The organism is Mammaliicoccus sp. B-M6 (assembly GCF_022386965.1).
Classification (GTDB): Bacteria; Bacillota; Bacilli; order Staphylococcales; family Staphylococcaceae; genus Mammaliicoccus; species Mammaliicoccus sciuri_A.
In genome coordinates this window covers 52,284-71,850 of sequence record NZ_JAJNHJ010000014.1, presented here as the reverse complement: position 1 = coordinate 71,850, position 19,567 = coordinate 52,284, and the positions used below count along the sequence as shown (strand labels likewise).

The window sequence follows — 19,567 nt, the reverse complement described above, 5'->3', positions numbered from 1 at the left end:
AAATTAAAAGGCTTATCTCCCAAAAATTACAGGAGACAAACCTTTGAAATAATATACTAATTAAGGTTTAGATTTTTGGGTTCAGTACAGAGATGGTCCAAGTCGTAGCTTAACTCCTGACTTAAGCCAAGAGATCCTCCAAATCGTATCCTCGCACTTATAAACCTAAGAAATCCTACTCTTCACATTTAAACCACACACTATATACCTCTCATCTCTCACATCTCACACAACCTCCTTCATCAAACAAATTCTTTAACGCTTTAAATCAATACCATTTTATCATTTCATTCTATTTGAAAATGTTCTATAATAGAGGCAATGAATTTTATAGGAGGATCATAATGACGATTAATTTAAAAAGTGCAAAATCACCTTGGTCTAGTTTAGATGGTGTGGATCAATTATCTCTTCATCCTATTAAAGAAGCATTTAATAAAGAAGTCATGATTCCGGGTAGTAAGAGTGTAACGAATCGTGCTTTTATTTTAGCTGGTTTTAGTAAGGGTACATCTAAATTATCTGGATATTTAAAGAGTGATGACACATACTGGTGTATGGAAACAATTAAAAAACTAGGTGCTACTGTTGAAGCTGTAGGTGATGAACTTCATATTACAGGTATTAATCGTTCAGAGTTACCTGAGAAACAACAAGTATTTATTGGTTCTGCTGGTACGACTGCTCGATTTTTACCAGGTATTTTAGGGACTCAAGAGAAAAGTGAAATCACAATTACTTCAACTGAACAACTTGCTGGCAGACCTCACAAGACTTTACACGATGCGTTAAAACAATTAGGTGTTCAATTAACGTATCTTGAAAAAGATGGTCAGTTACCTGTAACTATAAAAGGTGCACCGGAAACGGGCGGAAAAGTTTCAATTGCTGGTAATCAATCAAGTCAATTTATAAGTGGTTTATTAATGGCGGCACCTTTATTTAACAAACCAACTGAAATAGAACTTACGACTAAGATAGTTCAAAGCGCTTATGTGGATATTACAATTGAAATGATGAAACAATTTGGCATACATGTAGATATATCAGATGATTATACACATATGAAAGTAGAACAAGGTGAGTATGAAGCAGCTACTTTACCATTAGAAGCTGATTTATCTACAGCATGCTATTTCATGGCATTAGCAGCACTTAATAAGTCTACGATTAAAATTAATCATTTAAATATGGAAAGTCATCAACCTGATTTAGAAGTTGTCGATATTCTTGAAAAAATGGGCGCAACTGTTGAAAAAGGTCCTGATTATGTTGTGATTTCTGGTCCTGAACAATTAAAAGGGAACTTAACAATTGATATGAATGCTTGCTCAGATCAAGCTTTAACAATTGGCAGTTTAGCTGTATTTGCTGATGGTCCAATTACTATTACAGGTGTAGAACATATACGTCATCATGAATGTAATCGTGTATCGGCATTAACAGAAAGTTTAACGAAATTAGGTATTGAAGTTACTGAACATCAAGATGGTTGGACTATCACACCGGGTGATGTAAAGGCAGCAACTTTAGATACTTATGATGATCACCGTGTTGCAATGTCATTAAGTTTAATGGGTACTAAAGTTGATGGGATTAAATTATTAGATCCTTCATGTGTATCAAAGACTTGCCCAACATATTTTGAAATGTTAGCATCGTTAGGTATATCGGTTGAGTATCATTAATGAAAACTTGAGTGCATATTGTAAATATGCTATAATGCTACTGTTATAATAGACAGGAGGACCGAGTCCATGCATACATTTTTAATCGTCTTATTAATCATCGTTTGTATTGCATTGATTACCGTCGTATTACTTCAAGAAGGTAAAAGTACTGGTTTATCTGGTGCAATTAGTGGCGGAGCAGAACAATTATTTGGAAAACAAAAACAACGTGGAATAGATTTAATTTTACACAGAGTTACAATTATTTTAGCAATTTTATTTTTCTTATTAATGTTAGCAATTACTTACTTCAAAATGTAGTGGTCCGACTGTATTGTCGGACTTTTTTATTTATATACAAGTGAAAAAACGATACAATAGAACTAGATTATGTTAAAGGATGGTCATTCATGAGAATTCAATTACCTAAACCTTTCTTTTTTGAAGAAGGAAAAAGAGCAGTATTACTTTTACATGGATTTACAGGTAATTCATCAGATGTTAGACAATTAGGACGGTACTTACAGAAAAAAGGGTATACATCATATGCTCCGCATTATGAAGGTCATGGTAGACCACCTGAAGAAATTTTGGAATCAAGTCCATATGTATGGTTTAAAGACTGTTTAGATGCATATGATTTTTTAGAAGAAAAAGGATATACTGAAATAGCAGTAGCTGGATTATCACTAGGTGGCGTATTTAGTTTAAAATTAAGTTTAAACAGAGATGTAAAAGGTATTGTAACAATGTGCTCACCTATGTATATAAAAACTGAAGGCACGATGTTTGAAGGTGTATTAGATTATGCTAGAGAATTTAAAAAATATGAAGGCAAAACACCTGAACAAATTGAAGAAGAAATGAAACATTTTCATCCTACGAATACTTTGAAAGATTTACAAGAAACCATTCAAGGTGTGAGAGATCAAGTAGACGAAGTATTTGATCCATTGTTTGTTGTACAAGGTAGACTAGATGAAATGATTAACCCTGATTCAGCTAATATTATTTATAATGAATCATCTTCTGATGACAAAAATATTAAATGGTATGAAGAATCTGGTCATGTTATAACAATCGGACAAGAAAAAGAACAAGTATTTGAAGACGTATATCAATTCTTAGAATCATTAGATTGGTCCGAGTAACACACACACATAATATAAACGAGAAAGGAGGCCCACTATGAATCTAAGAGAAGAAGTTGAAGAAATCATCAATGATAAAGAATACAGTCCTATGACCGTAAGTGAATTTCAAGATGCGATAGGACTTAGTAATGCTGATTCATTTAAAGAATTAATTAAAGTTCTAGTTGATTTAGAACAAAAGGGTCAACTAGAAAGAACAAAAACGGATAGATATAAGAAGAAAAGTAACAAATCAGACCTTGTAAAAGGTACTTTAAGTCAACACAAAAAAGGATTTGCCTTTTTAAGACCGGAAGATGACACAATAGAAGACATCTTTATCCCACCTAATCAAATTAACAAAGCGATGGATGGCGATGAAGTATTAGTAGAAGTTGTGCCATCTCGTGGAGATCATAAAGGTAAGATTGAAGGTAGAGTTAAAGCAATTACGACACGTAATATTACGCAAGTAGTTGGTACTTATACAGAAGCGAAACATTTCGGTTTCGTGTTACCCGATGATAAACGTATTACACAAGATATCTTTATTCCTAAAGGTAAAAATCTTGGTGCAATTGAAGGTCATAAAGTATTAGTAGAAATTACAGTGTATGCTGATGGTACGCATAACCCAGAAGGTCATGTTAAAGCGATTCTAGGTCATAAGAATGATCCAGGTGTTGATATTTTATCTATCATATATCAACATGGTATTAATATTGAATTTCCTGACAATGTTATTCAAGAAGCTGAAAATGTACCAGATCAAATCAGTCCAGACGAAATTAAAGGTAGAAGAGATTTAAGAGACGAACTTACCATCACGATAGATGGTGCAGATGCGAAAGATTTAGATGATGCTGTCTCTGTAAAAGCTTTAGACAATGGTTTAACAGAGCTTACAGTTAGTATTGCTGATGTCAGCTACTATGTAACAGAAAATAGTGAGTTAGACAAAGAAGCATATGACAGAGCGACAAGTGTATATCTAGTAGATAGAGTAATCCCTATGATTCCGCATAGATTAAGTAATGGTATTTGTTCATTAAACCCTCATGAAGATAGATTAACATTGAGTTGTAGAATGGAAATAGATCAACAAGGTGAAGTCATCAGACATGATATTTTTGAAAGTGTTATTCATTCAGATTATAGAATGACATATTCAGATGTAAATGCCATTATTGAAAATGACGATCAAGAAATTCGTGAAAAGTATTCAGAAATTACACCAATGCTTGATTTAGCACAACAACTATCAAAACAATTAATCGCTAAACGTAAAAGACGTGGGGAAATTGATTTTGATATTAAAGAAGCGCAAGTATTAGTAGATGAAGATGGTATACCTACAGACATTAAAGTGAGAGAAAGAAATGATGCAGAGCGTTTAATCGAAAGCTTTATGTTATCTGCGAACGAAACGATTGCTGAACACTTTAGTAAACTCGAAGTGCCATTTATCTATCGTGTACATGAGAATCCAAAAGCAGAAAGATTAAACCAATTCTTTGAATTTATTTCAAACTTTGGACTTGCTGTTAAAGGTTCAAGTGAAGACATACACCCTGCAACATTACAGAAAATTGTAGAAGAAGTAGCTGGACAGAAAGAAGAAATGGTTATTTCTACTTTAATGTTAAGAAGTATGCAACAAGCTAGATATAGTGAAGATAATTTAGGTCACTTTGGCTTGTCAGCAGATTACTATACACATTTCACATCTCCAATCAGAAGATATCCTGACTTAATTGTGCATAGATTAATTCGTAAATATTTAATTGAAAAATCTATGAACAGTAAACAAATTAGACATTGGGAAGAAATGTTGCCAGACATCGCTGACCATACATCTAAACGTGAGCGAAGAGCAATTGACGCTGAACGTGATACAGATGATTTGAAGAAGTCAGAGTATATGATTCAACACGTTGGAGAAGTGTTTACAGGTATTATCAGTTCAGTAGCGAACTTTGGTATGTTTGTAGAGCTAGAGAACACAATTGAAGGTATGGTGCATATCTCTAACTTAACAGATGACTATTACAACTTTGATGAGCGTAATATGGCCATTATAGGTGAGCGCCAAGCTAAAGTATTTAGAATTGGTGACAAAGTCGAAGTTAAAGTAATTAATGTTAACGTTGATGAGCGTATGATTGATTTTCAAATTGTTGGTATGCCAATAGCTGAAAAGAATAGAGAACGCTTAGCAAGAGAAAAAACTATCAAAGCTAAAAAACGTGGAACAGCTAAAGAACAAGATAAACCTAATAAGCATAAAAAGGGTAGAGCTAAAGGTAAACAAGGCGGCAATCAAGGTAAACAAGGTAAGAAAGATAAAAAGCCTTATTACAAAGCAAAAGCTGTGAAAAACAAAGCAAGACGAAAGAAAAAATAGAAAGTAGGTGATGGATGTGCCAAAAGTTCAAAGTAAACCACTAGCACAAAATCGTAAAGCTAGCCATGATTACACAATAGAAGATACGGTTGAAGCGGGTATTGTACTTCAAGGTACTGAAATCAAATCCATTCGCCGAGGTAGTGCAAACTTAAAAGATTCATATGCGCGTGTATTTAATGGAGAAATGTATGTATATAACATGCATATCGCGCCATATGAAGAAGGTAACCGATTTAATCATGATCCACTGAGAAACCGTAAATTACTTTTAAAAAGAAAAGAAATAGATAAACTCTTTGGTATTACAAGAGAAAAAGGGTATGCATTAATCCCACTTAAACTCTACATTAAAAACGGTTACTGTAAAGTTCTTTTAGGTGTAGCTAAAGGTAAACGTGACTATGATAAGCGACATGCATTAAAAGCAAAAGAAGCAAAACGTGACGTTGAAAGAGCAATGAAACAACGATATTAAGCAATTTGTATTGAAAAATCAATCAAAAATTGTTAAGATTAAATATACTTCTGTTAAAAGGAAGTATATTTCTTATTGAGGGGACGTTACGGATTCGACAGGGGTCCCCGAGCTTATGAAGCGTGTCGGAGGGTTGTCTTCGTTATCAACACAACAGTTATAATAACTGGCAAACAAGATAATTTAGCAGTAGCTGCGTAATAGCACTCTGCATCACCTAACCGCATCGCCTATGTGCCGTTAACGTGATTCAACTTAAGTAGGATACGCTCGTCACTGCCGTTTGAAGTCTGACGAGAAGAGATTAATCAAGCTAGCATTGTCTTCGGGTGTCAGTCCCCTGAGACAACGCGAAACCTTAACGACTAGACTACACACGTAGAAACATTTGTATCAGGATCTCTGGACGCGGGTTCAACTCCCGCCGTCTCCATTATATAGCCTATAACCCTTGTTGATATGCTCCCTGTTAAGGAAACACTTAAATAGTGAAAACTTAGCAGGGAGTTTTACTATGACTAGAAATATTAAAATAGATATAAATACATTATTAGAAGCTTTTGATTTATATGAACAAGGCTATAGCTTCTTAAATGTTATGAAAATGTTGTCATTGAATACAAATCATAGATTATTAAGTGAAAAATACCAGAGGTATAAATTATATGGAGTTAATGGATTGTTACCTAAAACAAAAAATAACTCGTATCCGTCATCTTTTAAATAACAAATTATTAATGAGTATTTTGAAAAGGGAATATTGCCTGTACAGTTGGCTATTAAATACAATATCCCCTCAGATCGCACTGTTCGAAATTGGATAAAACGTTATACTATGGGAAAAGAGAACAAAACATATTCTCCAAAACCCGAGGTGTATACGATGAAAGCAAGGAAAACAAATTTAGAAGAACGCATTGAAATAGTTAAAGATTACATAGAAAGTAATAGTGATTATAAAACAATCGCTGATAAGTACTCAGTAACTTATGGTCAAGTTTATAATTGGGTGAAAAATATAAAAATCATAGTAATGCTGGTTTAGAAGATGGACGAGGCAAAGGGAAACCTCAATCTATAATGACAGAAGATGAAATAAAAGATGCTGAAATTAAAGCATTAAAAGAACGAAATAAATATTTAGAAATGGAGAATGAGGTTTTAAAAAAGCGGAGAGAATTCGAAAGAGAGATGATGAATCAAAAAGTAAACAAATCGCGTCATACAAAACGATCAAAGCGCTAAAAAATAAATATCCAATTAAATGGTTATGTAGTGTTTTAGGAATAAATAGATCAAGTTATTATAAATGGACAAACAGAAAACCATCTAAGAGAGAGATTGAAAATAATACATTAATGGAAGATATCAACGATATCTATCATCAATATCAAGGTATTTATGGTTATAGACGCATTTATATTTATATCCGTCTTAAATTAAATAAACATGTTAATCATAAGCGTGTTTATAGATTAATGAAACAATTAAAATTAAAAGCTATTATACGTCGTAAAGCCAAGCGATATAAACTTTTTACTCCTGAAGTAACTGCGCAAAATATTTTAAGCAGATCATTTAATGAAAGTAAGAAGAATAAGAAATGGTTAACCGATGTGACTGAATTCAAATTAAAAAATGGTAATAAAATATACTTAAGTGCGATTTATGATTTGGGTAGTAAAACAATTTTAAGTTATGAATTGAGTAGTTCAAATAATAACCAATTAGTATTTAATACGCTTGAAAAAGCAGTTAAACAAGTAAAAAATACCAAGGGTATTATTTTTCATAGCGATAGAGGGTTTCAATATACTTCTAGAAGTTTCAAAGCAAAATTAAAAGAGTATAAAATGATTCAAAGTATGTCACGTGTAGGCTGTTGTATTGATAATGGGCCAATAGAATCAGTATGGGGAATGATGAAAAGTGAAATTTATAAAGGAAACAAGAACTTTTCTTTTATAAATTATGAACAGGCAGTAGATGAATTAACTAAGTATATCCATTTTTATAATACTAATAGAATTACATTAAAAATGGCCGAATCTATAGCATAGCTATGAATTCGACCAAAAATACATTTTTATTATTTAGTTGTCTACTTGACAGGGTGCGTTTCAAACTAGGTAGGGTTGTTTTTTACTTAAACCAACATGTATGTTACCATTTTAATAGACATATTAAACACAACTATACGGCGAGCCTACTCATGTAATAGAGTAGGTTATTATTTTGCATTAAAGTAGTCTTTTAATAAGCCATAAATATCAAGTTTTTATTTATACCGAATGCGCATTTTTTTGATTACTGATTTAATCGTGAGCACATTGATAATATGAAGGTTATATATATAGCGATGATAAAATTTGAATAACTAAAAAAAGTTTTAAAAAATGGTTGCATTACAATAAAAAAAATGTTATAAAATAATTGAAAGTTATCAAATGGTAATTTTAAGTAACTGGAGGTAGATATTATGTTAAAAGATAAACCAAAAACTTCTTATTACATTAACTATTCACCTCGAATTACTGAGTTAAAAAGCATTGATTTATTGTCTAGAGAATCCAATAATAATAAATTTATTGAATTTTCTTCGCCACTTACGTGGGATTCATACAAAAAAGCTATAGATATATCGAAAAATATTGAGAAAAAATAATTCAAATAATTATCATTTGATAACTCAAGCAACTTTAGGAGGTGGTGTGAAAATTAATGACACTAATTTTTCTAAACATATTCCGTGGTTGTTCGATATTATAAGTTAAGAAGTGGAGTAGTATATGACTAGAAGCGATCAAAAGGCAATTACATTTAAAATAACAACTAAGGAATATGAAAAAATCAAACAAATAGCTAAGTCTTGTCATATGTCTCCAACGGAGTTTTCAAGACACCAAGCTCTAGGTAATCAAATAACACCAACAGTGTTGGAAGTTACAGATTCAGAAAATCATGTTTCATCTCACCAATTTAATTTATTAGAAAAGGCATATGTAAAACAAAAAGCTAAAAACCTTAAAATCACTAAAGATTATCAAAAGGCTATAGAGAATATTAATAAAGATTATGAAAAAGTATCTATAATAAACCAACTGATACCATATATACAAATAGATGGAACAATTGATAATGAAGCATTAAAAAATGATAAAGATTTGTTAACTGCGTTAAGTCAATTAGATTACTGATAATAAGTGGTGATTGACCTTGTTTTTAAAAGATATTGTTGAAACTATAAATCAATATAAAGATGGTAAAATTAAAACTAATGATATATTTAAAAACGTCGAAAATGACAAACTACCTTTTTTAGATTTTTCTAAAGTTTATCAAAATGATAAAACAAATTTAAATAAGGAGTGAAGTTATATGTCAAACTTAACACCATTTAATAAAAATATTTTTGACTTTTCACCATCAAGAATATTTGATGATCATTTTAATTCGCTTTTTAAATATTTTAATACAGCTATTCCAAAAACAGATTTAAGGGAAACAAATAGCGAGTATATTGTTGATATTGATTTACCTGGTATCAATAAAGAAAATATTAATTTAACTTATGAAGACAATACACTGTACTTAAGTGCTATACAAAGTAATGAAAATGAACAAAAAGATAATAATGGGAACACTGTGTTTACAGAAAGATCAAAATCACAAATAAGTAGGTATTATCATTTACCAAATGGAGATGAGGACAATATTAAAGCAGATTTTGAGAATGGTGTACTACATGTATCAGTTCCCAAACTAAATTCTATTAACAAAAAATCTAAAATAATTGATATTCAATAAATTAATAATACTCTTTGACTAATGTGCTAACTACAAATTGAGGGAGAAATTCATATGATTGAATTTCTCTCTCTTTTAATGGAAGCTATATATTGGATTATCTAGTCTTACTTAAGTGCTATCAAACTGTAAAAAAGTCAAGAATAGTTTTCAAAAGAACTAGAAAATTTGTAAAAAACATCTATACGAATAAGTAAATTCTACAATAATTGGTGGCTATTTTTTATACTATAATTTCATTAGACGAAAGAGGTCTTAAGAACATATAACCAACTATGTTACTTGGTAATCTTTTTATTTGTATTTTGTTTATTATTGTTATAATTACCTTTGCTTAGCGAATTTATTTTTATTTTTCCAATACATTGTATATTCATCGTTTCCAGTTTCATCTTCACTTAACTCTTCAATTTTAAAGTGGTTTTTCTTATAAAAATTAACTGCTTTTTTGTTCTCTTTATATACTTTTAGAGATAGGTATTCTTTTTCTTTTTGAAGATATTGTAATAGGTTTGTTCCTATATTTTGATTTCTTTCATTCTCATCAACAAACATACCTGCTATATAATTATCAACTAAACCACAAAAACCTAAAATATTTCCATTTTTCGTATATACAACTATTTCCGCCTCTTCGAATGCATTAAGGACATCTTCGTAATTATTATGCCAATATTGGGCATCAATAAAATTATGAGTGGTTATATTGGAATTCAACCAGATTGCTCCTAGTTTATTTAGGGTGTCTTTGTCTTTTTTATCTAATTTAAATATCATTTTCTGCTCCTTTTTGATAATAAAGATTTTTGCAAGTTCATATAATTCTGGAAATTTTATGAATTAGTAGTCTCAAAAGTCATTTCATACAAGTCTTTATCATCTAAATTAACAAACTCTTCAATATTTACTCTATAGGTGATACTATTTTGTTTTTTAGATATTTGGCTATAATATCTTATATTTATATACATATTAGTTGTATAACCATTATTTTCAATTGTATCTTCAAATTCTTCAAATGCTTTTTTATTGATAGGCATTAGATAAAATTTATTACTAGGTAAAACATTAATGTGTTTTTTTTGTAATACTTCATTTTCATTTAAATAAACTGTTATATCTATATTTTTAGCAGTTCCACCGCCTAAATTTTGTAGTTTAAAAGCTGTGTTTACATAGTCAGAATCAGATTCAGTTAAATTTTTCAGTTTTAAATGATTTGTTTTTTCAATAATAATCTGATCAAAGGCTAAAAATGGTATAAAAGAAATTTTAATTTGTCTTATTTGTATCATTACTGAAATGAAATATAAAATTGCCATAATAAACGTTCCGATTGAACCTATCGCTTGTAAAATATTTAGCATAATGAACTCCCTTTATAATAATGTTAATCATCATACTACTCTATTCCTACAATACAATCCATACTCAATATTGTATTTAATAGTATTTGATAACAATGAATAGTTTAAATAGTCTACATGTTACTTATATGTATAGGCTTATTAATAACTACCTCACAACTGTTACGATTAAGTTTACCTGCATTGTTCTATTGGCTACTCAGGTCAAGGAACTATAGTAACAAATGAGTACCACAGATTATAAGGTGTCATGATAACAGGTATACCTTTATAAGAGGAGAACAAAATTCAGTGTATAAGATATTGGAGAAGGGAAACACTACACCATAACAATAGTTTAAAATTATACACATTCCAATTTTAGAAATTTTTAAATACAGATATATAACTTCACTACAAATGATTTTATTTATAAAATAGTTGTGAATCTTGATATTAGACAAAAAAACATGTTAATCATTGTGATTCTAACGCCTCGAAACACTTTTATGTGCGTAGTTATAGGCTAACTTGCCTAGAAATCGCTTTGAGTGATATATTATTCTTGAAAATTGGTGTATGATTAATATAAACAAAGGTGAGCGAATGAAGGATAAATTTAATTTAGTTTTATTAGGAATATTGGGTATATTTGCATTTATTCTATTCTTCGGTTTTGTATTAAGTAATATTGATCCGACTCAAGCAAAATGGGAAATTAATAGTTCGAGTATTTCTACGGTGAATAACACATCTAATAAATATACTGTAGAATCTTCTGATATTAAACCATAGTAGAAGATTATAAGGAAAGTACATTAGATATTTATAAGTATAGAGAACATGAAAAGAAAGATGACGGTAGTTGGGTATTTGCATTTTATACTAAAGATGATGATCTTGCAGATTCATATATAGTAGATGAAGATGTTGTAGAAGAATAAATTGAATTTGTAAATTTAATAAAAAGTGAGCAAGTTAGAGAGAGGATGGCTAATTTCTTATATAGGGTGATGTCTATGGTTATAGTTGTTACTCCTAGAAAAAACAGCATGTCGGACTATTAGCTTTTAATAATAGTATTTACTGTCATTGCTTTAGTCATGATTAAAGAAAACCAAAAAACATCACTAACTTTGACCGAGTTTGATGGTTATTTAAGCATTTATACAAAGTCACCGTCTTTTTAACATACTCACTTGGGTGATGCACAATATGTTTATCACCTTTTTCTATATAAATATTATTATATTTCATTTATGTTGTCTACTTCAAATGATAGGTTAAATATGTAGAAGAATAAATTGAATTTGTCCCCATAATAAGAAAGCTAACATTATTAGTTGAGACTTAAAAAATTAAATATAAAAAGTATATACTAATCAAGTGTAATTAGATTATAATCAAGTTAATAACATTTTACTTATATTAGGGGGAGAAATATGAAAAAGCTAATTGTTTTATTATTATCATCATTACTAGTATTAGGAGCATGTGGAGAGAAAAAAGAAGAATCAATTTTAGATCCTGCACCAAAAGATGAGAAAAAAGACAAGAAAGAAACTAAAAAAGAAGATAAAGAAAAGAATGATTCAAAAGACAAAGAAACAACTAAGGAATCAGACTCTAAAACAGAAGAAGAGTCTACTGAAGAAAATATAACTAATGAGCAAGAATCTCCAAACGAACAAGAGTCAACTAGCACAATTGATTATAATAATATAACTGATAGAAATTCATTAGTTCAAATTTTGAATGGTAATTATACTGAAGAGCAGAAAATTATTGCATACAATAGTGCAGTTTCAAATGGTGTTATCCCTCAAGGTAATGTACTTGAAGGGCCAGCACAAGCTGCGTATGAAAGTTCATTAAGAGTTGAAAGTGGACAAGAAAAATCTATTTATGACGAACAAGCTAATGAAGATGAAGAAGAAACTTATGATTATGAGAATAATGGTGTATACAGAACTCCTGAAGAACAAGCTGCACATGAAGAATGGGTAAATGGACAGGACGAATGGAATAATGCAACCGAAGCTGAAAAAGAAGAAATTATGAAACGAGACGTTGAAAAATATGGAAATGAATATGATTCAGCTGATTATGAATAATAGGTTTTCGCTAAAAACATAAAAAATAATCAGTACTAACTTTGACCCGATTTTGAAATTATTTAATAGCTCTTTATGAGGTAATCTATAGGAGGTGCTACTTTTGACAAATAAAGCATATGTTGAATTTTATATTGATTGGTATTGTATGTTTCATGACTTGTATGAATATGAAGTAAACCTCGGATCAGGCTTATATGGAGATTTTAGAAAAGAATTTCAACCATATTTTCGCATGATTCGAAATGATGGAGAGCATACTAGTTTTTTTGGTGTTAATAAAGATCAGTCAGAAGAACGGGTAAAGAAAATAAAAAGTAATACTAATCATTATTTATATGAGTTGTATCACATGTTAAAAGGCAAAAAAGTATATGATTTATTATTTGACCCAAAAGAACATTTTATTGAATTCCAAAGTAACCAACCAAGTTATTGTAATAACGTATTATATGATTTAGTAAAAGATTATTTCAATAGCGAACCTTATTATCCTTATTCTGAGATACTGAATGTACCAGTAACAGATGCAGATCAAGAAATCATTGATGCGTATAGAAAAGTTTTTGCAGGGGGAGATGTAAAGACTTATCTTTCCATAGATGAACATACAAATAGAACATATGAATTACGTATTACTTTAGATAAAGAAGAAGAGAGCCGTCAGAAAATTGAATCCTATGAAAAGGAAAATAATATTTTATTATAAATGCTTTCCCAACTCTAGATACTAGAGTAATTGAATAATAAAATGAATGTTTACGTCTAATAAAAAGTCCTAGCTATTTAATTAGCCAGGACTTTACTTATATTAAAAAAACTACTTTTGTTTTTGAAGTATGACAATTGGGATTAATATTAATGAGAGTATGCCACCCCATATAGAAAGGAATGCATAGCTACTATTTGCTACTATCATACCTGATATTGCACCTCCTGTTGCTCCGGAAAGTGCGATGAATATATCGATTTTACCTTGTATTTTTGCTCTGTTATTTGGTGTAGTGGAATTTACTATTTGGGTTGTTCCACTAATAAGTCCAAAATTCCATCCGATCCCTAATAATGAAAGTGCTATTGAAAGTGCAATAATGGAGTGTTCAGGTGCTGATGCAGCTAGTATTCCTGATGCTAATAATGTAATAGCTGATGCGATACTCATTTTTGTCACACCAATTTTATCTACTAATGTTCCAGTTATAAGTGAAGGTAAGTACATTGAACCGATGTGAATACCGATAACCATTCCGATTGATGATAACGAATGTCCATTATATTGCATATGAATAGGTGTCATTGTCATTATTGCGATCATAATCATTTGCGTTAAAATCATTACAAATGCACCAATCATAATACCTTTCTGATTGTTATTTAATGGTGAAGTAAGATCATTTTTATGATTACTTCTCATATATTTCGACACTAAATATGGGTCAGGTCTTAACATTATAAATAAAATTGTACCAGCAATAATATAGGAAGCTGCTGCGAGTATAAATGGGCCGGATAATGGTGGTAAATTGATAAGTTTTGCAAAATTACCGGTCGTTTCTGCTAAGTTAGGTCCTAATACTGCACCAAAAGTAGTCATAACCATTGTGGTACTAATTGCTTTACCTCTTTGTTTAGGTTGAGCTAAATCTGTACCTGCATATCTAGCTTGAAGATTACTTGCAGAACCTGATCCATAAATTAGTAATGATATAAATAGTAACCAAATATTTTCAGTTATAGCTGAAATAATAACGCCGATTGCGCCAAGTCCACCTAAAGCAAAGCCAAAGGATAATCCTATTCTTCTCCCATATCTTTGAGAAAATAGCCCTACTAAATATGCTGCACCAGCTGAACCAAATGTGAATAAAGCAGTGGGGATCCCTGTGTATGCATCTGTACCTAATATATCTTTAGCTATTAAAGCACCTACTGTTAAACCAGCAGCTAAACCAGCACCTCCAAACACTTGTTATAAGCTAACAATAAAGAGTATTTTTTTATAATACTTTTGACGTTCCTCTAAATTAGTGCTTAAAAGTTCTATATATTTATTATGTTTATTCATCGCTTTCCTCCTTTATTAAAAGGTTGGTGAAATATATACTTTTTTTAAAATTATATATCAATGTTAACAATTAGGATATAGATTAATTAAAAAGTATTAGGTGTATCAAAAAAAGACAAGAAAACTGTTATTAGCAGAATTCTTGTCTAGGTATAGAGTTAATTATTTCTCCAATCTATATATACTGATGGCTAAGCCGATTAAGACGGTGCCTATTGCATAGTCGAGGATGGATTTGAATTTGTGATTATTAAATAATTGTCTTATGTAGTTAAATAGAAAGCTACAGATAAAGAACCACACAAATACTGTGATGATAAATAAAGAGGATAGAATGATTATTGTCATTGATCCATCTTGTTTTGTAATAAATTGAGGTAATATACTCACATAAAATAGTATTGCTTTTGGATTAAAAATTGTACTTAAAAATCCTTGTTTATATGATGATGTCAGACTAATATTCGTCTGTATTGTAGGTTCAGTTGTAATGTGAAAAGTCTTTTTAGCGTTTAAAATGGTCTTAACGCCTAAATAAGCAATGTAAACAGAACCTAATATTTTGATAGCACTAAAAACATAATATGATGTTGTTAATATAAAAATTAATCCAAATGCTGCTAAAGCTGAATAAAAAACATGTGCACTCGATATACCTAAGCCAGCCATAATGCCATTTTTAGCATTTCCTTTTAAAGTATTATTCAATACAATGAAGAAATCTGGTCCCGGAATAATAATGATCATTAATGCAATAACTACGAAACTTAACCAATTATCCATATATGCAACACCTCTTATTGATGATTTGTTTTAAATAATATAACAAAGAAATATTAAAATAACTATACTATTTTATAATTAAGTGGTATATTCGACTGAAATTAATAATTATTTTGGGAGTATTATATGAATTTTGGTAAATATAGAGTGGATTCAACCTGGTTAAGTATGATTGTTGGAGTTGGATTTGTATCATTATTTGCACCATTTATGTGGTTTTCTGTTTTATCATTAGTATATTTCGCATACAGAAGAGGTGCTATTGAAAAAGATTAATGTTTGTAGGTAAAACTAGTTATGACAGTATGACTAGTTTTTATATTAAATTTAAAAGGAAGTTTAACAAAGAACCTAAAGTTAATAAAATTCCTAAAGCAAATATAAATATATTGAAGATACTTTTGCCTTCCCAGATAAATATGATAATGCTTATAAGTATTAGCGTAATGCCACATATTAAGTACATAGTGCCTACGTCTGATTTAACAGATTGAATGTTTTTTTGAATATCATTATTTTATCATAAACTTTTAATTAAATAGTCTTTAAACTTACGAAGTTGACATATAAATTTTTTTATTATAACATTTAAGTAGTTAATTAAATGATTAAATGATGATAAAGAAAAAGGTGTGATTTATGAAAGATATTTTTAAAGCTTTATCAGATGAAACAAGAAGAGAAATCTTAGAAATGTTAAAGGATGAAAAGATGACTGCTAGTGATATCGCAAGTCATTTCGATATGAGCCAAGCTAGTGTTTCGCAACATTTGAAAATACTTAGACTGAATGACTTAATTTATTCTGAAAGGCAAGGAAAGTATATATATTATCACTTAAACTTATCTGTTTTTGAGGAAGTCATTAAATGGGTGATTCAGTTTAAAAACTAAATGAGAGGGTTTTTGAAGTGAAAGAAATATATAAACAATCTAAACTCAGTATATTTATTATTTGTATTGCTATTATTACATGGATTATAGCAATTCCGTTTCTACCTCATGATGTTCCAATGCAATATAATGCAAATGGAGAAATAAATTGGTCAGCTAATAAATTTGTAGCAGCTATTGTAATGATTGGTATTATGTTGTTTAGTTATATCATCACAAATTTAAAAATTGCTAAAGATAAAGATCAACGCAAATTTTCTAATATAAAATCTTTAAATGATTTACTCAATCCTTTAGTTCAAGGATTTATATATGTCATTACGTTAATTGTAATAAGTAATGGACTAGGGTATGAAATCTCAGCCAATTTTATAATACCAGTTTTAGTTGGTGTACTTCTGATTATAATAGGTAATTATTTACCTAAAGTACCGAAAAATAATACATTGGGGATTAAAAATAAGTGGACGAAAGCTAGTGAATATGTATGGAAGAAGACGCATAGATTTACAGCTTTAATTTATATAATAGTTGGACTCATGATGTTTGTTCTAGGTTTATTACACATGATTAACACTGTTGTAACGATTACTTTAATTGTAATTCTTGTATTAATACCATTACTTTATTCTTGGTACACATATCAAATCTTATCTAAAAATTAATTTAAATATTTGAAGGGTAATGTGTTTCGACATGTTGCCCTTATTTCATAAGTATATTACTATTATCCATAACTATTGTTATTTATTAATTATGGAATTAATTAAAATACTAAGGTGATTAAATGAAAACATTCTTATTGTTGATGGCATTTATTGTTGAAGGTTTACTGATATTACTAGGAGTAGGCTTTGATCTTTATACTGGGCATCTTGGTATTAGAGATGCATTTTATGATTCATGGATTACGAGTCACTTACATACGAAGCGAAATGCTGTAGGTACGTTAACTGCAGTGGCTTTTGCTTATCTTTCTTTAATGACATTGTTTATTATCGTACATATTGTTTATAGAGATAAGGGAGAAAAAATTAAAATAATGTCTGCTTTATTTATTTTAGGCACTATGGCTTATGCATTTTATATATTTATAAAAGGTATCAACTATCTAGTTGAATTTGCTTCTGTACATTTATAAATTAAGATAGGAGGCGTCATATGGGTAAAGAAAATAAAAAACATAAAGCTGATAAATTATCTTTTGGAGATTTTTTAGAAGGGTTCTTTTATATAGGAGATATTATCAGAGCAATATTTGTTACAATTCCAAGAGCTATAGGCTGGATATTTAGAATGATTTTTCGATTATTTGACTAAAAACATCGTAAAGGTGTTTTTATTTTTTTGATTTTAATCCATTGAATATTTTTTATTTATAAATGCTATTAATATAATCTTTTAAGGTAAGGTAATTTAATCGAACAAGATAATAAAAATTTACGATAAATTTTTGTGAATTTAGTATAATTAACAAGTGAATATTTAAGTAGGAGTAAGTGTTATGAAAAAGATTATATTGTTATGTGTAAGTATTTTATTCTTAGCAACTATTGAAAGTGGATGTAGTAATGTAAGTATTGATAATAGTGAAAAAGAAAAAGTAAAACAGGAGAATACAGCATTAAAAAGTAAACAAAAAGAATTAGAAGAGACAAATAAAATGCTGAAGGAAAAAGTAGAGAACTCCGAGAAAAATTCAAATAATAATGAGAAATCTAGTCAAAATGGTACTCAAGAAAAAACATACAAACCAGGTACAACTGACAGAATTCCAGTTGAGTTAGCGGGTACAGTTGATGGAGATACTGCGAAATTTATTTATAATGGCAGCCAACAATCATTTAGATTTTTACTAATTGACACACCTGAAACGAAACATCCAAGATTAGGTAAGCAACCATTTGGACAAGAAGCATCAGATAGAACAAAAGAATTGTTAACGAATGCAAAGAAAATCGAAGTAGAGTTTGATGTAGGTGGACAAACAGATAAATATCAACGTTATTTAGCATATATATATGTAGATGGTAAAATGCTTAATGAAATATTGGTGAGAGAAGGATTAGCTAAAGTAGCATATGTATATCCGCCAAATACAAGATATTTAGATCAATTAGAAAGTGCACAAGAAAAAGCAAAAGAAGAAAAATTAGGTATTTGGAGTTTAGGAAGTGCATTTGAAGATAATCAAGCAAGCACACAACAATCTACAACTAATCAACCAGCATCAAATAATACTCAAAGTTCAAATGGAGCAGGAAATTCTGCAACACAAACACCAAAAAATACTTCTCAAAATGCAGGATCAGAATATTATCCAAATTGTACAGCACTTAGAAAAGTATATCCAAATGGCGTACCTAGTACACATCCAGCATACAATGGTAAACTAGATAGAGACAAAGATAACTTTGCATGTGAAGCAAATTAAATTTATTTTATTTATCTTAGTTAAAGGAGATTATTATGAATAATAAAATTATATTTTTTATCTTAAGATTATTAATCTATTTCTTAGCTATTTGGGGATGTAATACTTTAACTAGTTATTTGGAATTGGGATATGTTTGGAGTTTAGTTGTACTATTAATCGTAATGATTTTCGTTAGTATAGTTGTTGAAACGGTATTCATTAGAATTAGAAAAAATAGATAAATAACCACACTAAAAACCCCCCTTATTTTCCGAGAATAAGGGGGTTTGGTGTTGTCCATGATGGAGGCTATCATGGTTGTATTGTATGGAAATATTATACAATATTGATAAGTCCAATTCAAAAGTTTTCTTCACAATTTTCAATGTATATTTACTGAAATTTAGCGTGTTATGTACCGTTATAAGTGATACAATAGATTTTAAATTATTTAATG

The 19,567-nt window shown here is 29.8% G+C and carries 20 protein-coding genes, 1 other RNA gene and 2 pseudogenes; 19 read left to right on the top strand and 4 right to left on the bottom strand.

All coding sequences use genetic code 11. The features are described from left to right. Window positions 1-344 precede the first annotated feature (344 nt). The 10 genes and pseudogenes from aroA (at window position 345) to LQ693_RS07185 (ending at window position 9,492) form a co-directional block, all read left to right on the top strand. Window positions 345-1,688 carry a 3-phosphoshikimate 1-carboxyvinyltransferase gene (gene aroA, locus LQ693_RS07230; RefSeq protein WP_107591118.1) on the top strand — a complete coding sequence of 448 codons (1,344 nt, stop codon included), beginning with the start codon at window positions 345-347 and terminating at the stop codon, window positions 1,686-1,688. A 69-nt stretch (window positions 1,689-1,757) separates the two neighbouring features. Then, window positions 1,758-1,991, top strand: coding sequence for a preprotein translocase subunit SecG (secG, locus tag LQ693_RS07225; RefSeq protein ID WP_025906376.1), 234 nt, complete (start codon window positions 1,758-1,760; stop codon window positions 1,989-1,991). An 89-nt stretch (window positions 1,992-2,080) separates the two neighbouring features. Continuing rightward, window positions 2,081-2,821, top strand: a complete 741-nt coding sequence (locus LQ693_RS07220) for an alpha/beta hydrolase (protein ID WP_025906374.1) — start codon at window positions 2,081-2,083, stop codon at window positions 2,819-2,821. A gap of 37 nt (window positions 2,822-2,858) precedes the next feature. Then, a complete protein-coding gene (rnr, locus tag LQ693_RS07215; RefSeq protein ID WP_107591117.1) occupies window positions 2,859-5,207 on the top strand; it encodes a ribonuclease R in 2,349 nt (782 codons plus the stop codon). A 16-nt stretch (window positions 5,208-5,223) separates the two neighbouring features. Continuing rightward, window positions 5,224-5,685, top strand: a complete 462-nt coding sequence (smpB, locus tag LQ693_RS07210) for an SsrA-binding protein SmpB (protein ID WP_025906370.1) — start codon at window positions 5,224-5,226, stop codon at window positions 5,683-5,685. A 79-nt stretch (window positions 5,686-5,764) separates the two neighbouring features. Further along, window positions 5,765-6,121, top strand: a transfer-messenger RNA (tmRNA) gene (ssrA, locus tag LQ693_RS07205). A 78-nt stretch (window positions 6,122-6,199) separates the two neighbouring features. Continuing rightward, window positions 6,200-7,745, top strand: a pseudogene (locus tag LQ693_RS07200) (IS3 family transposase). Between the two features lie 419 nt (window positions 7,746-8,164). Then, window positions 8,165-8,350 (top strand): hypothetical protein, encoded by a 186-nt coding sequence (locus LQ693_RS07195; RefSeq protein WP_016998735.1) that lies wholly within the window; start codon window positions 8,165-8,167, stop codon window positions 8,348-8,350. A 124-nt stretch (window positions 8,351-8,474) separates the two neighbouring features. Next, window positions 8,475-8,882: a plasmid mobilization protein gene (locus LQ693_RS07190; protein ID WP_107591180.1), complete on the top strand. Its 408-nt coding sequence runs from the start codon at window positions 8,475-8,477 to the stop codon at window positions 8,880-8,882. A 181-nt stretch (window positions 8,883-9,063) separates the two neighbouring features. Then, window positions 9,064-9,492 carry an Hsp20/alpha crystallin family protein gene (locus tag LQ693_RS07185; protein ID WP_049320665.1) on the top strand — a complete coding sequence of 143 codons (429 nt, stop codon included), beginning with the start codon at window positions 9,064-9,066 and terminating at the stop codon, window positions 9,490-9,492. 324 nt (window positions 9,493-9,816) lie between these two features. Here LQ693_RS07185 and LQ693_RS07180 read toward each other — a convergent pair whose 3' ends face one another. Both LQ693_RS07180 and LQ693_RS07175 read right to left on the bottom strand, forming a co-directional pair. After that, on the bottom strand, window positions 9,817-10,269 hold the full coding sequence (locus LQ693_RS07180; protein WP_107566212.1) for a GNAT family N-acetyltransferase: 453 nt from the start codon (window positions 10,267-10,269) through the stop codon (window positions 9,817-9,819). A 56-nt stretch (window positions 10,270-10,325) separates the two neighbouring features. After that, a complete protein-coding gene (locus LQ693_RS07175) occupies window positions 10,326-10,859 on the bottom strand; it encodes a hypothetical protein (protein WP_107591090.1) in 534 nt (177 codons plus the stop codon). Between the two features lie 585 nt (window positions 10,860-11,444). Between LQ693_RS07175 and LQ693_RS07170 the strand changes: the two genes are divergently transcribed. The 3 genes from LQ693_RS07170 to LQ693_RS07160 all read left to right on the top strand — a co-directional run bounded on the left by LQ693_RS07170 (window position 11,445) and on the right by LQ693_RS07160 (window position 13,661). Next, window positions 11,445-11,633 (top strand): hypothetical protein, encoded by a 189-nt coding sequence (locus LQ693_RS07170; RefSeq protein WP_107591091.1) that lies wholly within the window; start codon window positions 11,445-11,447, stop codon window positions 11,631-11,633. 647 nt (window positions 11,634-12,280) lie between these two features. After that, entirely contained in the window at window positions 12,281-12,952 is a 672-nt protein-coding gene (locus LQ693_RS07165; protein ID WP_107566119.1) for a hypothetical protein, read from the top strand. Between the two features lie 103 nt (window positions 12,953-13,055). Further along, entirely contained in the window at window positions 13,056-13,661 is a 606-nt protein-coding gene (locus LQ693_RS07160) for a hypothetical protein (protein WP_119494220.1), read from the top strand. Window positions 13,662-13,772: 111 nt separating this feature from the next. Here the strand turns inward: LQ693_RS07160 and LQ693_RS07155 are convergent. Both LQ693_RS07155 and LQ693_RS07150 read right to left on the bottom strand, forming a co-directional pair. Further along, a pseudogene (locus LQ693_RS07155) lies at window positions 13,773-15,017 on the bottom strand (MFS transporter). Between the two features lie 162 nt (window positions 15,018-15,179). Continuing rightward, entirely contained in the window at window positions 15,180-15,800 is a 621-nt protein-coding gene (locus tag LQ693_RS07150; protein WP_107634417.1) for a LysE family translocator, read from the bottom strand. Window positions 15,801-15,926: 126 nt separating this feature from the next. Between LQ693_RS07150 and LQ693_RS07145 the strand changes: the two genes are divergently transcribed. The 6 genes from LQ693_RS07145 to LQ693_RS07120 all read left to right on the top strand — a co-directional run bounded on the left by LQ693_RS07145 (window position 15,927) and on the right by LQ693_RS07120 (window position 19,128). Then, window positions 15,927-16,076: a hypothetical protein gene (locus LQ693_RS07145; RefSeq protein WP_182476238.1), complete on the top strand. Its 150-nt coding sequence runs from the start codon at window positions 15,927-15,929 to the stop codon at window positions 16,074-16,076. 363 nt (window positions 16,077-16,439) lie between these two features. Further along, window positions 16,440-16,694: an autorepressor SdpR family transcription factor gene (locus LQ693_RS07140; RefSeq protein WP_049319759.1), complete on the top strand. Its 255-nt coding sequence runs from the start codon at window positions 16,440-16,442 to the stop codon at window positions 16,692-16,694. Between the two features lie 17 nt (window positions 16,695-16,711). Then, on the top strand, window positions 16,712-17,359 hold the full coding sequence (locus LQ693_RS07135; protein WP_107566043.1) for an SdpI family protein: 648 nt from the start codon (window positions 16,712-16,714) through the stop codon (window positions 17,357-17,359). A gap of 122 nt (window positions 17,360-17,481) precedes the next feature. Next, window positions 17,482-17,835: a hypothetical protein gene (locus LQ693_RS07130; RefSeq protein ID WP_107634375.1), complete on the top strand. Its 354-nt coding sequence runs from the start codon at window positions 17,482-17,484 to the stop codon at window positions 17,833-17,835. A gap of 20 nt (window positions 17,836-17,855) precedes the next feature. Continuing rightward, a complete protein-coding gene (locus LQ693_RS07125; RefSeq protein ID WP_158011185.1) occupies window positions 17,856-18,014 on the top strand; it encodes a hypothetical protein in 159 nt (52 codons plus the stop codon). A gap of 184 nt (window positions 18,015-18,198) precedes the next feature. Beyond that, the gene (locus tag LQ693_RS07120; protein ID WP_107596904.1) at window positions 18,199-19,128 is read left to right on the top strand and encodes a thermonuclease family protein; all 930 of its coding nucleotides are present in this window, start codon (window positions 18,199-18,201) and stop codon (window positions 19,126-19,128) included. The last annotated feature ends 439 nt before the right edge of the window (window positions 19,129-19,567 follow it).

Bases quoted from the DNA above. Each gene is read 5' to 3' on its own strand.
- aroA (WP_107591118.1), top strand. From the start codon at position 345: ATGACGATTAATTTAAAAAGTGCAAAATCACCTTGGTCTAGTTTAGAT.
- secG (WP_025906376.1), top strand. From the start codon at position 1,758: ATGCATACATTTTTAATCGTCTTATTAATCATCGTTTGTATTGCATTG.
- LQ693_RS07220 (WP_025906374.1), top strand. From the start codon at position 2,081: ATGAGAATTCAATTACCTAAACCTTTCTTTTTTGAAGAAGGAAAAAGA.
- rnr (WP_107591117.1), top strand. From the start codon at position 2,859: ATGAATCTAAGAGAAGAAGTTGAAGAAATCATCAATGATAAAGAATAC.
- LQ693_RS07195 (WP_016998735.1), top strand. From the start codon at position 8,165: ATGTTAAAAGATAAACCAAAAACTTCTTATTACATTAACTATTCACCT.
- LQ693_RS07190 (WP_107591180.1), top strand. From the start codon at position 8,475: ATGACTAGAAGCGATCAAAAGGCAATTACATTTAAAATAACAACTAAG.
- LQ693_RS07185 (WP_049320665.1), top strand. From the start codon at position 9,064: ATGTCAAACTTAACACCATTTAATAAAAATATTTTTGACTTTTCACCA.
- LQ693_RS07180 (WP_107566212.1), bottom strand. From the start codon at position 10,269: ATGATATTTAAATTAGATAAAAAAGACAAAGACACCCTAAATAAACTA.
- LQ693_RS07175 (WP_107591090.1), bottom strand. From the start codon at position 10,859: ATGCTAAATATTTTACAAGCGATAGGTTCAATCGGAACGTTTATTATG.
- LQ693_RS07170 (WP_107591091.1), top strand. From the start codon at position 11,445: ATGAAGGATAAATTTAATTTAGTTTTATTAGGAATATTGGGTATATTT.
- LQ693_RS07165 (WP_107566119.1), top strand. From the start codon at position 12,281: ATGAAAAAGCTAATTGTTTTATTATTATCATCATTACTAGTATTAGGA.
- LQ693_RS07150 (WP_107634417.1), bottom strand. From the start codon at position 15,800: ATGGATAATTGGTTAAGTTTCGTAGTTATTGCATTAATGATCATTATT.
- LQ693_RS07145 (WP_182476238.1), top strand. From the start codon at position 15,927: ATGAATTTTGGTAAATATAGAGTGGATTCAACCTGGTTAAGTATGATT.
- LQ693_RS07140 (WP_049319759.1), top strand. From the start codon at position 16,440: ATGAAAGATATTTTTAAAGCTTTATCAGATGAAACAAGAAGAGAAATC.
- LQ693_RS07130 (WP_107634375.1), top strand. From the start codon at position 17,482: ATGAAAACATTCTTATTGTTGATGGCATTTATTGTTGAAGGTTTACTG.
- LQ693_RS07125 (WP_158011185.1), top strand. From the start codon at position 17,856: ATGGGTAAAGAAAATAAAAAACATAAAGCTGATAAATTATCTTTTGGA.
- LQ693_RS07120 (WP_107596904.1), top strand. From the start codon at position 18,199: ATGAAAAAGATTATATTGTTATGTGTAAGTATTTTATTCTTAGCAACT.